Annotated in this window: 11 protein-coding genes; 9 read left to right on the top strand and 2 right to left on the bottom strand. The window is 70.9% G+C overall.

The annotated features are described in order from the left end of the window. Nucleotides 1-60 precede the first annotated feature (60 nt). The 4 genes from secD (at nt 61) to relA (ending at nt 6286) form a co-directional block, all read left to right on the top strand. The gene (gene secD / locus FRZ03_RS34790; RefSeq protein ID WP_186785789.1) at nt 61-1860 is read left to right on the top strand and encodes a protein translocase subunit SecD; all 1800 of its coding nucleotides are present in this window, start codon (nt 61-63) and stop codon (nt 1858-1860) included. A 3-nt stretch (nt 1861-1863) separates the two neighbouring features. Next, the gene (secF, locus tag FRZ03_RS34785; protein ID WP_146469046.1) at nt 1864-2961 is read left to right on the top strand and encodes a protein translocase subunit SecF; all 1098 of its coding nucleotides are present in this window, start codon (nt 1864-1866) and stop codon (nt 2959-2961) included. Then, the gene (locus tag FRZ03_RS34780) at nt 2958-3497 is read left to right on the top strand and encodes an adenine phosphoribosyltransferase (protein WP_146469045.1); all 540 of its coding nucleotides are present in this window, start codon (nt 2958-2960) and stop codon (nt 3495-3497) included. Before secF ends, FRZ03_RS34780 begins: the two co-directional genes overlap by 4 nt. A gap of 251 nt (nt 3498-3748) precedes the next feature. Next, the gene (gene relA / locus FRZ03_RS34770) at nt 3749-6286 is read left to right on the top strand and encodes a GTP pyrophosphokinase (RefSeq protein ID WP_146469043.1); all 2538 of its coding nucleotides are present in this window, start codon (nt 3749-3751) and stop codon (nt 6284-6286) included. A 69-nt stretch (nt 6287-6355) separates the two neighbouring features. On the opposite strand, the gene FRZ03_RS34765 is transcribed toward relA, so the two are convergent. Both FRZ03_RS34765 and FRZ03_RS34760 read right to left on the bottom strand, forming a co-directional pair. After that, entirely contained in the window at nt 6356-7585 is a 1230-nt protein-coding gene (locus tag FRZ03_RS34765) for a DUF349 domain-containing protein (protein ID WP_146469042.1), read from the bottom strand. A 142-nt stretch (nt 7586-7727) separates the two neighbouring features. Further along, nucleotides 7728-8552 carry a peptidylprolyl isomerase gene (locus FRZ03_RS34760; RefSeq protein WP_146469041.1) on the bottom strand — a complete coding sequence of 275 codons (825 nt, stop codon included), beginning with the start codon at nt 8550-8552 and terminating at the stop codon, nt 7728-7730. Between the two features lie 181 nt (nt 8553-8733). On the opposite strand from FRZ03_RS34760, the gene FRZ03_RS34755 reads away from it, so the two are divergent. The 5 genes from FRZ03_RS34755 to rpsD all read left to right on the top strand — a co-directional run bounded on the left by FRZ03_RS34755 (nt 8734) and on the right by rpsD (nt 14278). Beyond that, a complete protein-coding gene (locus FRZ03_RS34755; RefSeq protein WP_146469040.1) occupies nt 8734-9441 on the top strand; it encodes an MBL fold metallo-hydrolase in 708 nt (235 codons plus the stop codon). 13 nt (nt 9442-9454) lie between these two features. Continuing rightward, nucleotides 9455-10717: a histidine--tRNA ligase gene (gene hisS, locus FRZ03_RS34750; protein WP_146469039.1), complete on the top strand. Its 1263-nt coding sequence runs from the start codon at nt 9455-9457 to the stop codon at nt 10715-10717. A 543-nt stretch (nt 10718-11260) separates the two neighbouring features. Next, complete coding sequence (locus tag FRZ03_RS34745; RefSeq protein WP_146469038.1) at nt 11261-11917, top strand: vitamin K epoxide reductase family protein; 657 nt, start codon at nt 11261-11263, stop codon at nt 11915-11917. Between the two features lie 85 nt (nt 11918-12002). Next, nucleotides 12003-13358, top strand: a complete 1356-nt coding sequence (locus FRZ03_RS34740) for a replication-associated recombination protein A (RefSeq protein ID WP_146469037.1) — start codon at nt 12003-12005, stop codon at nt 13356-13358. Nucleotides 13359-13663: 305 nt separating this feature from the next. Continuing rightward, nucleotides 13664-14278 (top strand): 30S ribosomal protein S4, encoded by a 615-nt coding sequence (gene rpsD, locus FRZ03_RS34735; RefSeq protein WP_146469036.1) that lies wholly within the window; start codon nt 13664-13666, stop codon nt 14276-14278. Nucleotides 14279-14431: the final 153 nt, after the last annotated feature.

Raw genomic sequence — 14431 nt, 5'->3', positions numbered from 1 at the left:
CATGTCATGGCCGCCGAGCGCCGACCGGACGCCGAGCGGCTCGAGAGGGAGTACGAGAAGGTGGCAGCACCTAAGAAGGGCCGGAGCGCGAGCGCCCAGAGCAAACCAGGGCGCTCGCTGGCCCTCATCCTGATCGCCATCGTGGCGCTCACCGGAGGGATGTTCGCCTCCGGGCACACCACTCCGCGTCTCGGCATCGACCTCGCCGGCGGTACGAGCATCACGCTCAAGGCGAAGGCCGACCAGGGGTCCGCGATCAACAAGGCCAACATGGACACCGCGGTCGACATCATGAACCGCCGTGTCAACGGTCTCGGCGTCTCCGAGGCGGAGGTGCAGACCCAGGGAAACGACAACATCATCGTCAACATCCCGCGGGGCACCAACTCCAAGGAGGCCCAGCAGCAGGTCGGCACCACCGCCAAGCTCTACTTCCGCCCCGTCCTGGCGAGTGAGCCCAGCGGTGCCGCGGCCAGCCCCTCGCCGAGCGGCTCCCCGAGCGGTTCCCCGACCGCGGGCTCCTCGCCCAAGCCGGGCTCCAGCCCCTCCGCGAGCGCCTCCACCGGGCAGAAGGCCTCCTCGTCGTCCTCCACGTCCCCGACGGCCTCCGCGACCACCCAGGGCCGCGCCGTCACCGACGCGCTGAAGGCCGGTTCCACCCCCTCGCCGAGCGCCACCCCCACCGGCGGCTCCTCGTCCAAGGCCTCCCCGTCGCCCTCGGCCTCGGCCGGCGGCACGGACACCGCCAAGCTCCAGGCCCAGTACTCCGCCCTGGACTGCACCAAGCCCGACGACCGCGCCAAGGCCGGCAACAACGCCAAGCCCGGCGCCCCCACCGTCGCCTGCGGCAAGGTCGGCAAGAACTACTACAAGTACCTGCTCGGCCCCGCCGCCGTGGACGGCACCGAGGTGAAGAAGGCCCAGGCGGTCTTCGACACCCAGGGCGCCTCCGGCTGGCAGGTCCAGATGACCTTCAACTCCACGGGCGCCAAGAAGTTCGCCGACATCACCGGCGAGCTGGCCAAGAACCAGGCCCCGCAGAACGAGTTCGGCATCGTCCTCGACGGTGAGGTCGTCTCCAGCCCGTACGTCAGCCTGGCCATCACCGGCGGCCAGGCCGAGATCTCCGGCAGCTTCACGCAGCAGGACGCGCAGAGCCTCGCCAACATGCTGTCCTACGGCGCCCTGCCGCTCTCCTTCCAGGAGCAGTCCGTCACCACCGTGACCGCCGCGCTCGGCGGCCAGCAGCTGCACGCCGGTCTGCTCGCCGGCGCCATCGGCCTCGCCCTGGTCGTGCTCTACCTGGTGATCTACTACCGCGGTCTGTCGCTGGTCGCCATGGCGTCCCTGGTGGTCTCCGCGATCCTCACCTACGTGATCATGTCGCTGCTCGGCCCGACCATCGGCTTCGCGCTGAACCTGCCGGCCGTCTGCGGTGCCATCGTCGCCATCGGCATCACCGCCGACTCGTTCATCGTGTACTTCGAACGCATCCGGGACGAGATCCGCGAGGGCCGCTCGCTGCGCCCCGCCGTCGAGCGGGCCTGGCCGCGCGCCCGGCGCACCGTCCTGGTCTCCGACTTCGTGTCGTTCCTCGCCGCCGCCGTCCTGTTCATCGTGACGGTCGGCAAGGTCCAGGGCTTCGCGTTCACGCTGGGTCTGACCACCCTGCTCGACGTGGTCGTCGTCTTCCTGTTCACCAAGCCGCTGATGACGCTGCTCGCCCGCCGCAGGTTCTTCGCGAACGGCCACAAGTGGTCCGGCCTCGACCCGAAGAGCCTCGGCGTCAAGCCGCCGCTGCGCCGCACTCGCCGTACCGCCGGTCCCGCCGCCGGCCCTGTCGACCCGAAGGAGGCGTGAGCGATGTCGAAACTCGGCAACATCGGCGCCAAGCTGCACCGCGGCGAGATCAGCTACGACTTCATCGGCAAGCGCAAGATCTGGTACGGCGTCTCCATCCTGATCACCATCACGGCCATCCTCGGCCTGGCGGTGCGCGGCCTGAACATGAGCATCGACTTCCAGGGCGGCGCCGTCTTCACCACGCCGACCAGCATGAGCACGTCGGTGGCCCAGGCGGAGGAGTACGCCAAGGACGCCTCCGGTCACGAGGCCGTCGTGCAGAAGCTCGGCAACGGCAGCCTGCGCATCCAGGTCGCCGGCCTCGACACGGCCAAGTCGGACGAGGTCAAGCAGACCCTGGCCAAGGATCTGAAGATCAACCCCGAGAAGCTCGCCGCCGACCTGGTCGGTCCGAGCTGGGGCCAGCAGATCGCCAACAAGGCCTGGGAGGGCCTGGCGATCTTCATGGTCCTCGTGGTGATCTACCTGGCCATCGCCTTCGAGTGGCGCATGGCCGTCGCGGCCCTGGTCGCGCTGATCCACGACATCACCATCACGACCGGCATCTACGCCCTGGTCGGCTTCGAGGTGTCGCCCGGCACCATCATCGGTCTGCTGACCATCCTCGGTTACTCGCTCTACGACACGGTCGTCGTCTTCGACAGCCTCAAGGAGCAGACCAAGGACATCACCAAGCAGACCCGCTTCACCTACAGCGAGATCGCCAACCGGTCGATCAACGGCACCCTGGTCCGCTCCATCAACACCACGGTCGTCGCCCTGCTGCCGGTCGCCGGTCTGCTCTTCATCGGCGGCGGCTTCCTCGGCGCCGGCGATCTGAACGACATCTCGCTGTCGCTGTTCGTCGGCCTCGCGGCCGGCGCGTACTCCTCGATCTTCATCGCGACCCCGCTGGTCGCCGACCTCAAGGAGCGCGAGCCCGCGCTGCGGACGCTCACCAAGCGGGTCATGGCCAAGCGGGCCCAGGCCGCCGCGGAGGAAGGGCTCGCGGGCACCGCGGACGCCGACCCCGAGGACGCCGCGCCCGCCGTGGTCGGCCCGCGCAACCAGCCCGCCCGCGGCCGCGGCCGCGGCCGACAGGCGGGGAAGCGCCGATGACCGACATCCAGGAGCTGCTGCTCAGCCGCATCCGTGACGTGGCCGACTACCCGGAGCCGGGGGTGATGTTCAAGGACATCACCCCGCTCCTGGCGGACCCGGCCGCCTTCACCGCCCTCACCGACGCGCTCGCCGCCATCGCCGAGAGCACCGGCGCCACCAAGGTCGTCGGACTGGAGGCCCGGGGCTTCATCCTCGGCGCCCCCGTCTCGCTCCGCGCCGGCCTGGGCTTCATCCCGGTCCGCAAGGCCGGCAAGCTGCCCGGCGCCACCCTGCGCCAGGCCTACGACCTGGAGTACGGCTCGGCCGAGATCGAGGTGCACGCCGAGGACCTGACCTCCGGCGACCGCGTCCTGATCGTGGACGACGTGCTGGCCACCGGGGGCACCGCGGAGGCGGCGATCCACCTCATCCAGCGCGCCGGCGCCGAGGTCTGCGGCCTCGCCGTCCTGATGGAGCTGGGCTTCCTCGGTGCCCGCGCCCGTCTGGAACCGGCCCTCGCCGGAGCGCCCCTGGAGGCCCTCCTCCAGGTCTGACCGGGCCCAGCCCACCCGTCGTACGGCCGCCCCGGCACCCCGCCGGGGCGGCCGTCGCGCGTTCGCACGGCGTTGCGCCGGACACCGCGCGGACACCTCCTGTCCACCTGCCGGAATGGCACGTGCACCCCAGGCGTTGCAGGGGTAGACGGTCCTCACCGGTCGCCGCAGGCGATGTGCGGGCGCGGGATCGCTACCATGGGGTCTCCGGAGCCTGACCGGGGGACCCGGAACGTGCACGAGGAGCCCTCTTGCCAGACGAGGCCCAGCCACTGACCGCCGCCAAGCCCGAGCCCGCCTCGGCGCCCGCGGCGAAACCCGCGCCGAACGTGTCTTCCGCGAAGAACGACACCCGCGGGGCGGTAGAGCACGCCCCGTCCGCTCCCGTCGAGAAGTCCGCCGAGTCCGCGCGTCCCAAACCGGCTCCCGCCGAACGCCCGGTCCAGCCCCCGGTGGTGCGCCCGCCCGCCGTGCAGCCCGGCCGCACCGGCTCCTCCAACCGCGTCCGCGCCCGCCTGGCCCGCCTCGGCGTCCAGCGCGCCAACCCGTACAACCCGGTCCTGGAGCCCCTGCTGCGGATAGTGCGCAGCAACGATCCCAAGATCGAGAACTCCACCCTGCGCCAGATCGAGCGCGCCTACCAGGTCGCCGAGCGCTGGCACCGCGGCCAGAAGCGCAAGAGCGGCGACCCGTACATCACCCACCCGCTCGCGGTCACCACCATCCTCGCCGAGCTGGGCATGGATCCGGCCACGCTGATGGCCGGGCTGCTGCACGACACGGTCGAGGACACCGAGTACGGCCTGGAGGACCTGCGCCGTGACTTCGGCGACGTGGTCGCCCTGCTCGTCGACGGCGTCACCAAGCTGGACAAGGTCAAGTTCGGCGAGGCCGCGCAGGCCGAGACCGTGCGCAAGATGGTCGTCGCCATGGCCAAGGACCCCCGCGTCCTGGTCATCAAGCTCGCCGACCGCCTGCACAACATGCGCACCATGCGCTACCTCAAGCGGGAGAAGCAGGAGAAGAAGGCGCGCGAGACCCTGGAGATCTACGCGCCGCTCGCCCACCGCCTGGGCATGAACACCATCAAGTGGGAGCTGGAGGACCTCGCCTTCGCGATCCTCTACCCCAAGATGTACGACGAGATCGTCCGGCTGGTGGCCGAACGCGCGCCCAAGCGCGACGAGTACCTGGCCATAGTGACCGACGAGGTCCAGGCCGACCTGCGCGCCGCCCGCATCAAGGCGACCGTCACCGGCCGCCCGAAGCACTACTACAGCGTCTACCAGAAGATGATCGTCCGCGGCCGTGACTTCGCGGAGATCTACGACCTGGTGGGCATCCGCGTCCTGGTCGACACCGTCCGCGACTGCTACGCCGCCCTCGGCACCGTGCACGCGCGATGGAACCCGGTCCCCGGCCGGTTCAAGGACTACATCGCGATGCCCAAGTTCAACATGTACCAGTCGCTGCACACCACGGTGATCGGTCCCAACGGCAAGCCGGTCGAACTCCAGATCCGCACCTTCGACATGCACCGCCGGGCCGAGTACGGCATCGCGGCGCACTGGAAGTACAAGCAGGAGGCCGTCGCCGGCGCCTCCAAGGTCCGCACCGACGCGCCCAGGACGTCCGCGAAGGACAAGGACGCCATCAACGACATGGCGTGGCTGCGGCAGTTGCTCGACTGGCAGAAGGAGACCGAGGACCCGGGCGAGTTCCTGGAGTCCCTGCGCTTCGACCTGTCCCGCAACGAGGTCTTCGTCTTCACGCCCAAGGGCGACGTCATAGCGCTCCCGGCCGGCGCCACCCCCGTCGACTTCGCCTACGCCGTGCACACCGAGGTCGGCCACCGCACCATAGGAGCGCGGGTCAACGGCAGGCTCGTACCGCTCGAATCCACCCTGGACAACGGCGACTTGGTGGAGGTCTTCACCTCCAAGGCGGCCGGCGCCGGACCCTCGCGCGACTGGCTCGGCTTCGTCAAGTCACCGCGCGCCCGCAACAAGATCCGCGCCTGGTTCTCCAAGGAGCGCCGGGACGAGGCGATCGAGCAGGGCAAGGACGCCATCGTGCGGGCCATGCGCAAGCAGAACCTGCCGATCCAGCGCATCCTCAACGGCGACTCCCTGATCACCCTCGCCCACGAGATGCGCTACTCGGACATCTCCGCGCTCTACGCGGCGATAGGCGAGGGCCATGTCTCCGCGCAGAACATCGTGCAGAAGCTGGTGCAGGCACTCGGCGGCGAGGAGGCGGCCACCGAGGAGATCGACGAGTCGGTCCCGCCGTCCCGCGGCCGCGGCCGCAAGCGCCGCTCCAGTGCCGACCCCGGCGTCGTGGTCAAGGGCGTCGAGGACGTGTGGGTCAAGCTGGCCCGCTGCTGCACGCCCGTGCCCGGCGACCCCGTCATCGGCTTCGTCACCCGCGGCAGCGGCGTCTCCGTGCACCGCAACGACTGCGTCAACGTGGACTCGCTGTCCCGGGAGCCGGAGCGCATCCTCGACGTCGAGTGGGCGCCCACCCAGTCCTCGGTCTTCCTGGTCGCCATCCAGGTCGAGGCCCTGGACCGCTCCCGGCTGCTGTCGGACGTCACCCGCGTCCTGTCCGACCAGCACGTCAACATCCTGTCGGCCGCCGTGCAGACCTCGCGCGACCGCGTGGCCACCTCGCGCTTCACCTTCGAGATGGGCGACCCCAAGCACCTCGGCCACGTCCTGAAGGCCGTCCGGGGTGTGGAGGGCGTGTACGACGTCTACCGCGTGACCTCGGGCCGCAGCCGCTCGTAACCGCCGCCCCGGACAGCGAAAAGGGCCCCGTACGCGCGTACGGGGCCCTCTCACATCGGCAGTGGGGGATCAGCCGCCGAACTCCTGGAGGCCCTTCAGAGCCTGGTCCAGCAGTGCCTGGCGGCCCTCCAGCTCCTTCTCCAGCTTGTCGGCCCTGGCGTTGTTGCCCTGGGCGCGAGCCTGCTCGATCTGCGCCCGCAGCTTGTCCACGGCGGCCTGGAGCTGACCGGTCAGCCCCTCGGCGCGCGCCCGCGCCTCCGGGTTCGTCCGGCGCCACTCGGCCTCCTCGGCCTCCTGGAGCGCCCGCTCGACCGCGTGCATCCGTCCCTCGACCTTCGGCCGCGCGTCCCGCGGGACGTGACCGATGGCCTCCCACCGCTCGTTGATCGAACGGAAGGCGGCGCGCGCGGCCTTGAGTTCGCCGATCGGCAGGAGCTTCTCGGCCTCCTCGGCCAGCTCCTCCTTCAGCTTCAGGTTCTCCGCCTGCTCCGCGTCCCGCTCCGCGAACACCGAGCTGCGCGCGGCGAAGAAGACGTCCTGGGCGCCGCGGAAGCGGTTCCACAGGTCGTCCTCGTGCTCGCGCTGGGCGCGGCCCGCGGCCTTCCACTCCGCCATCAGCTCGCGGTAACGGGCCGCCGTCGGACCCCAGTCCGTGGAACCGGACAGCGCCTCGGCCTCGGCGACCAGCCGTTCCTTGGTCCGGCGGGCCTCCTCGCGCTGCGCGTCCAACTGCGCGAAGTGCGCCTTGCGGCGCTTGGAGAACGCCGACCGGGCGTGCGAGAAGCGGTGCCACAGCTCGTCGTCGGACTTGCGGTCCAGCCGCGGCAGCCCCTTCCAGGTGTCCACCAGCGCCCGCAGCCGCTCACCCGCGGCCCGCCACTGGTCGGACTGCGCCAGCTGCTCGGCCTCGGCGACCAGGTCCTCCTTGGCCTTGCGGGCCTCGTCGGACTGCTTGGCCCGCTGGGCCTTGCGCTCCTCACGGCGGGCCTCGACCGTCTCCACGAGCTTGTCCAGCCGGCCGCGCAGCGCGTCCAGGTCGCCGACCGCGTGGTGCGCGTCCACCTGCTCGCGCAGATGACCGATGGCGGCCTGGGCGTCCTTCGCCGACAGATCGGTGGTGCGCACTCGCTTCTCGAGGAGGCCGATCTCGACAACCAGGCCCTCGTACTTGCGCTCGAAGTAGGCCAGCGCCTCCTCAGGGGAGCCGGCCGCCCAGGATCCGACGACCTGCTCGCCGTCGGCCGTACGCACGTACACGGTCCCCGTCTCGTCGACGCGGCCCCACGGGTCGCTGCTCACAGCGCCTCCTCCACATGATGCCTGCGGGGTGCCTCAGCGCCCCCGGGCATCGACCACAGTTTCGTCACGGCCAACATAGGCGACCAGCGGGTTCCCTGTCCGCATCCAGCGCGAGCGAATTCCGCCGGCAGCCTCGTCGTCCTCAGGACTTGGTGACGGTCGCCTTGTTGATCACGACGGTCGCGTTCGGGGCCCCGTCGCCCTGGCCGGTGCTCTCGCCCGCCTTGGCGATCTTGTCCAGCACCTTCAGGCCGGCCGCGTCGATCGTGCCGAACGGCGTGTACTGCGGCGGCAGCGGACTGTCCTTGTACACCAGGAAGAACTGGCTGCCGCCGGTGTGCTTCTGGCCGGTGTTGGCCATCGCCACCGTGCCCGCCGGGTAGGTGTTCTTCTTCAGGCCGGCGTCCTTCAGGTTCTCGTCCGGCAGCGTGTAGCCGGGACCGCCCATGCCGGTGCCCTGCGGATCGCCGCACTGGAGCACGTAGATGCCCTGCGTGGTCAGCCGGTGGCACTTGGTGTGGTCGAAGTAGCCCTTGCCCGCGAGGAAGTCGAAGGAGTTGACCGTGTGCGGGGCCGCCGACGTCTTCAGCGCGATGGGGATGTCACCGCACGTCGTCGCCAGGTCCAGCGTGTACTTCGCCGACGTGTCGATCGACATCGCCGGCTCCTTCTTCCAGCTGAGCTTCTTCACCGAGCCGGCCGCCGGCTTCCGGCACGGGTCCGGGGCCTTGCTGGGAGAGGCGGACGCACTCGGCGTGGTCTTGGCGCCGGCGTCGGTCTTCTTGTCGCCGTCCCCCAGCACATGGGTCGTGTACAGCGCCACCGCGCCGATCACGATCACGCCCAGTACCGACGCGATCGCGGAGTTGCGCACGCGGGCCTTGCGCCGCGCCTCGGTGCGCCGCTGCTGCTGCCGCAAGAACTTCTCCCGGGCGAGCTGACGCCGCCGCTGCTCCTGGCTGACCACCGGGTTCTCTCCTCATGCGTGTCGTGTGTCGAGCGGTACGCGTGCGTCCTCGTGGGCCGACCACTGCGTGTAGCCCCGTACCGTATATGGGTTCGCTGAGGAAACGGCAGCGCCGGTAGGCTCTGAGTGCGGCCGAAGCCGCCCAGTCGCCGACTGTCACCGACGAAAACGAAGGACGATCGTGCTCATTGCCGGGTTCCCCGCCGGGGCCTGGGGGACGAACTGCTACCTCGTCGCCCCCGCCGCCGGTGAGGAGTGCGTGATCATCGACCCGGGCCACCAGGCCACCGAAGGAGTCGAGGACGCACTGAAGAAGCATCGGCTCAAGCCCGTCGCCGTCGTCCTCACCCATGGCCACATCGACCACGTGGCCTCGGTCGTCCCGGTGTGCGGCGCCCATGACGTGCCCGCCTGGATCCACCCCTCGGACCGGTACATGATGAGCGACCCCGAGAAGGCGCTCGGCCGCTCCATCGGGATGCCGCTGATGGGGGAGCTGACCGTGGGCGAGCCGGAGGACGTCAGGGAGCTGGCCGACGGCGCGAAGCTGGAGCTGGCCGGGCTGGAGTTCTCCGTCGCGCACGCGCCGGGCCATACCAAGGGGTCGGTGACCTTCCGGATGCCCGAGAGCGCCGACGTGCCGTCGGTGTTCTTCTCCGGGGATCTGCTGTTCGCCGGCTCCATCGGACGCACCGACCTGCCGGGCGGGTCCATGACGGACATGCTGGAGTCGCTGGGGCGTGTGTGCCTGCCGCTCGACGACTCCACCGTGGTCCTGTCCGGCCACGGCCCCCAGACGACCATCGGCCGCGAGCGCGCCACCAACCCCTATCTGCGGGACGTGGCCGCCGGCCAGGGAGCCTCCCCGGCTCCCCGACGAGGAATGTGACGAGAGAGCTTCCGTGAGCGCGTTCAAGGCCCCCAAGGGCACCTACGACCTGATCCCCCCGGACTCGGCCACGTACCTGGCGGTCCGCGAGGCGATCGCCGCCCCGCTGCGCAACTCCGGCTACGGCTACATCGAGACCCCCGGTTTCGAGAGCGTCGAGCTGTTCGCGCGCGGCGTCGGCGAGTCCACCGACATCGTGACCAAGGAGATGTACGCCTTCGAGACCAAGGGCGGCGACAAGCTCGCCCTGCGCCCCGAGGGCACGGCCTCCGTGCTGCGCGCGGCCCTGGAGGCGAACCTGCACAAGTCGGGCAACCTGCCCGTGAAGCTCTGGTACTCGGGCTCGTACTACCGCTACGAGCGCCCGCAGAAGGGCCGTTACCGCCACTTCTCCCAGGTCGGCGCGGAGGCGATCGGCGCGGAGGACCCGGCGCTGGACGCCGAGCTGATCATCCTGGCCGACCAGGCGTACCGCTCGCTTGGGCTGCGCGACTTCCGCATCCTGCTCAACAGCCTGGGCGACAAGGAGTGCCGGCCGGTGTACCGGGCGGCGCTCCAGGACTTCCTGCGCGGCCTGGACCTGGACGAGGACACGCGCCGGCGTGCCGAGATCAACCCGCTGCGCGTCCTGGACGACAAGCGCGAGTCGGTCCAGGCGCAGCTGACCGGTGCCCCGCTGCTGCGCGACTACCTGTGCGACGGCTGCAAGGCGTACCACGAGGAGGTGCGCGACCTGATCACGGCGGCGGGCGTGGTCTTCGAGGACGACCCGAAGCTGGTGCGCGGCCTGGACTACTACACCCGCACCACCTTCGAGTTCGTGCACGACGGCCTCGGCTCGCAGTCCGCGGTGGGCGGCGGCGGCCGGTACGACGGCCTGTCCGAGATGATCGGCGGCCCCGCACTGCCCTCGGTCGGCTGGGCCCTCGGCGTGGACCGCACGGTCCTCGCGCTGGAGGCGGAGAGTATCCGGCTGGATCTGCCCGCCACCACCTCCGTCTACGCCGTCCCGCTCGGCGAGGAGGCGCGCCGCGTGCTGTTCGCCAAGATCACCGAGCTGCGCAAGGTCGGCATCGCGGCGGACTTCTCGTACGGGGGCAAGGGCCTCAAGGGCGCGATGAAGAACGCCAACCGCTCGGGCGCGCGGTACGCGCTGGTCGCCGGTGAGCGCGACCTCGCCGAGGGCGTCGTCCAGCTCAAGGACATGGAGTCCGGCGAGCAGACCGCGATCGGCGTCAACGAGATCGTGGCCGAGCTGGAGTCCCGGCTGGGCTAGCCGGTGAGGCTCAGGAGGGCGCCGGGGAGCAACACCCGGCGCCCTTTTCCCTGCTTCCGGTCCGCGCCGTCCGGCCCGGACCACCGCCCGGACCGCCGGCGCCGGTGCACGGAACCGGCCAGATGCGTCAACCCGGCGGGTGCCGGTTCGTCCCGTCGGGCGTTTCCGGTACGGGGTCTTCGCGTGCGGTTGCCCGGCGCCGCGCCCGTGCCGGGGGCGAGGCCCCGCCGTCGACCGGGACCGCGATCCCAGGCGTGCCCCCGCCGCGGTGCGCCCGCCGCGCCATCGGGTCCGAGCAGGCCGGACGCCTCGTCGCCCCGGAAGCCGGTGCCGAGGCCGCCGGCCGCGGGCGCGTCCCCGATCGCCCGGCGCGAGCTTCGGCCGCGTGTGCTGTGATGGACCCGGACCCGCGGCCAGAACCGTACGGTCCGTGATCGCCGGGCGGAGCCGCTTGTCTCCGTCGGACGGTGGACACACAGCGGGGTGCGGCACAATGGCCGGTGCCCGAAGATGGTCCAACTCTCAAGTGACGGAATCGGCGTGATGAGCAAGACGACAGTCAACGACGTCTCCGCGGTGTCCGGTCCCGACCACCCGGCCGACGCGCCCCGCACGGTGGGCGGCAGCCGGGCCTTCGCCCTGCTGCTGGTGATCACCGGCGCGGCCGGGCTGCTGGCGGCCTGGGTGATCACGCTCGACAAGTTCAAGATCCTCGAAGCCAAGGTCGCGGGCAAGACGTTCACCCCCGGGTGCAGCGTCAACCCGGTGGTCTCCTGCGGCAGCGTGATGGAGAGCAAGCAGGCCGCCGTCTTCGGCTTCCCCAACCCGATGCTGGGCCTGGTCTGCTACGGCATCGTGATCTGCGTCGGCATGAGCCTGCTGACCCGGGTCCGCTTCCCGCGCTGGTATTGGCTGACCTTCAACTTCGGCACCCTCTTCGGCGTCTGCTTCGTCACCTGGCTCCAGTTCGAGTCCCTGTACCGGATCAACGCGCTGTGCCTGTGGTGCTCGCTGGCCTGGGTCGCCACGATCACCATGTTCTGGTACGTCACCTCGTCCAACGTCCGCAACGGGTTCCTGCCCGCCCCGCGCTGGCTGCGCTCCTTCTTCGGCGAGTTCACCTGGGTGCTGCCGGTCACCCACTGCGGCATCATCGCCATGCTGATCCTCACCCGCTGGGGCAGCCAGCTCTGGGCCTGAGCCCCCCCCCGCACACCGCCCGCCTGCCGCCCGCCCCGGACCGGGGCCGGGCGGCTTTGTCAGCGGCGTGTCTTAGGGTTTCAGGGTGGAACCCGACCTCTTCACCGCCGCAGCAGAAGAACGCCAGGAGAAGGACCCGTCGGCCAGCCCCCTGGCGGTGCGCATGCGCCCGCGCACGCTCGACGAGGTCGTGGGCCAGCAGCACCTGCTCAAGCCCGGCTCGCCCCTGCGCCGCCTGGTCGGCGAGGGCTCCGGCGGCCCCGCCGGTGTCTCCTCGGTGATCCTGTGGGGCCCGCCCGGCACCGGCAAGACCACCCTCGCCTACGTCGTCTCCAGGGCCACCAACAAGCGCTTCGTGGAGCTGTCCGCGATCACCGCGGGCGTCAAGGAGGTGCGCGCGGTCATCGACGGCGCCCGCCGCGCCGCCGGCGGCTTCGGCACCGAGACCGTCCTGTTCCTGGACGAGATCCACCGTTTCAGCAAGGCCCAGCAGGACTCCCTGCTCCCCGCGGTCGAGAACCGCTGGGTGACCCTGATCGCGGCCACCACCGAGAACCCCTACTTCTCGGTGATCTCCCCGCTGCTGTCCCGCTCGCTGCTGCTCACCCTCGAACCCCTCACCGACGACGACGTCCGCGGCCTGCTGCGCCGCGCCCTCGCCGACGAACGCGGCCTCAAGGGCGCGGTCGCCCTCCCCGAGGACACCGAGGAACACCTGCTGCGCATCGCCGGCGGCGACGCCCGCCGCGCCCTGACCGCCCTGGAGGCCGCCGCCGGGGCCGCCCTCGACCAGGGCGAGGGCGAGATCACCCTCGCCACCCTGGAGCAGACCGTCGACCGGGCGGCGGTGAAGTACGACCGCGACGGCGACCAGCACTACGACGTCGCCAGCGCCCTCATCAAGTCCATCCGCGGCTCCGACGTCGACGCCGCCCTGCACTACCTGGCCCGCATGATCGAGGCCGGCGAGGACCCCCGCTTCATCGCCCGCCGGCTGATGATCTCCGCCAGCGAGGACATCGGCCTGGCCGACCCCAACGCGCTGCCCATCGCGGTCGCCGCCGCCCAGGCCGTCGCCATGATCGGCTTCCCCGAGGCGGCCCTGACCCTCAGCCACGCCACCATCGCGCTCGCGCTCGCCCCCAAGTCCAACTCCGCGACGACCGCGATAGGCGCCGCTCTGGAGGACGTGCGCAAGGGCCTGGCGGGGGCGGTGCCGCCGCATCTGCGCGACGGCCACTACAAGGGCGCCGCCAAGCTCGGCCACGCCCAGGGGTACGTGTACCCGCACGACCTGCCCGAGGGCATCGCCCGGCAGCAGTACGCCCCGGACGCCCTCAAGGACCGCGAGTACTACACACCGGGAAGGCACGGCGCCGAGGCGCGGTACGCGGACGCGGTCGAATGGACCCGCAAGCACCTCGGTCGCAGGCGGAGCTGAGCAGCCTGTAGACTGCTGCGAAGCGCCCAGTCCCGTGCCGTCAGAGCGGGACAGCGGGCCGGAGGTACCGTCCCTCGCGGACGGCCTCCAGGAGCGTCGCGCACCGTCGATCGGTGTCGCGGGCAGCCCACCACCACCCCGGAGCCCGGGAGCGGTCGGTGGGCCACTCGCGTGCTGCACGTATGTGCCCAGACCAGGGAAGCGGCTGCCCGGCAGGTTCCTCGTGGACCGGCGGGTTTTCCCGGCTGCGGATGCGACCTCCCGAAACCCTGGCAAGCCGAACACTACGAAACGAGATTGAGACAGTGGCGAACCAGTCCCGCCCCAAGGTCAAGAAGTCGCGTGCCCTCGGCATCGCGCTGACCCCGAAGGCCGTCAAGTACTTCGAGGCCCGCCCCTACCCGCCGGGTGAGCACGGCCGCGGCCGCAAGCAGAACTCGGACTACAAGGTCCGTCTGCTGGAGAAGCAGCGCCTGCGCGCTCAGTACGACGTCTCCGAGCGCCAGCTGGTGCGCGCCTACGAGCGTGCCTCCAAGGTCCAGGGCAAGACCGGTGAGGCCCTGATCGTGGAGCTGGAGCGCCGCCTCGACGCGCTGGTCCTGCGCTCGGGTCTCGCCCGCACGATCTACCAGGCCCGCCAGATGGTCGTCCACGGCCACATCCAGGTCAACGGCCAGAAGGTCGACAAGCCGTCCTTCCGCGTCCGTCCGGACGACGTCGTGCAGGTCCGCGACCGCTCCAAGGACAAGACGCTCTTCCAGATCGCCCGCGAGGGTGGCTTCGCCGCGGACGGCGAGACCCCGCGCTACCTCCAGGTGAACCTCAAGGCCCTGGCGTTCCGCCTGGACCGCGAGCCGAACCGCAAGGAGATCCCGGTGATCTGCGACGAGCAGCTCGTCGTCGAGTACTACGCCCGCTGATCCCGGCGCGCGCGTAACACCGCACTCGGACCCGCCGTCTCCCCGCCCTTCCGGGCGGGCGAGCCGGCGGGTCCCGTGTTTCCCGGGTCCGGGCGCCCGCGGCCTACCGGCCGCCCTCGCGCCGTCTCGTGCCCACCGCGCTCCGCTGCGGGG

The organism is Streptomyces misionensis, assembly GCF_007896895.1.
Lineage (GTDB): Bacteria > Actinomycetota > Actinomycetes > Streptomycetales > Streptomycetaceae > Streptomyces > Streptomyces misionensis_A.
This window is presented reverse-complemented; position numbering and strand designations above follow the sequence as displayed.

Excerpts from the sequence above, each read along its gene's own strand:
- secF (WP_146469046.1), top strand. The coding sequence starts at position 1,864 with ATGTCGAAACTCGGCAACATCGGCGCCAAGCTGCACCGCGGCGAGATC.
- FRZ03_RS34780 (WP_146469045.1), top strand. The coding sequence starts at position 2,958 with ATGACCGACATCCAGGAGCTGCTGCTCAGCCGCATCCGTGACGTGGCC.
- FRZ03_RS34745 (WP_146469038.1), top strand. The coding sequence starts at position 11,261 with ATGAGCAAGACGACAGTCAACGACGTCTCCGCGGTGTCCGGTCCCGAC.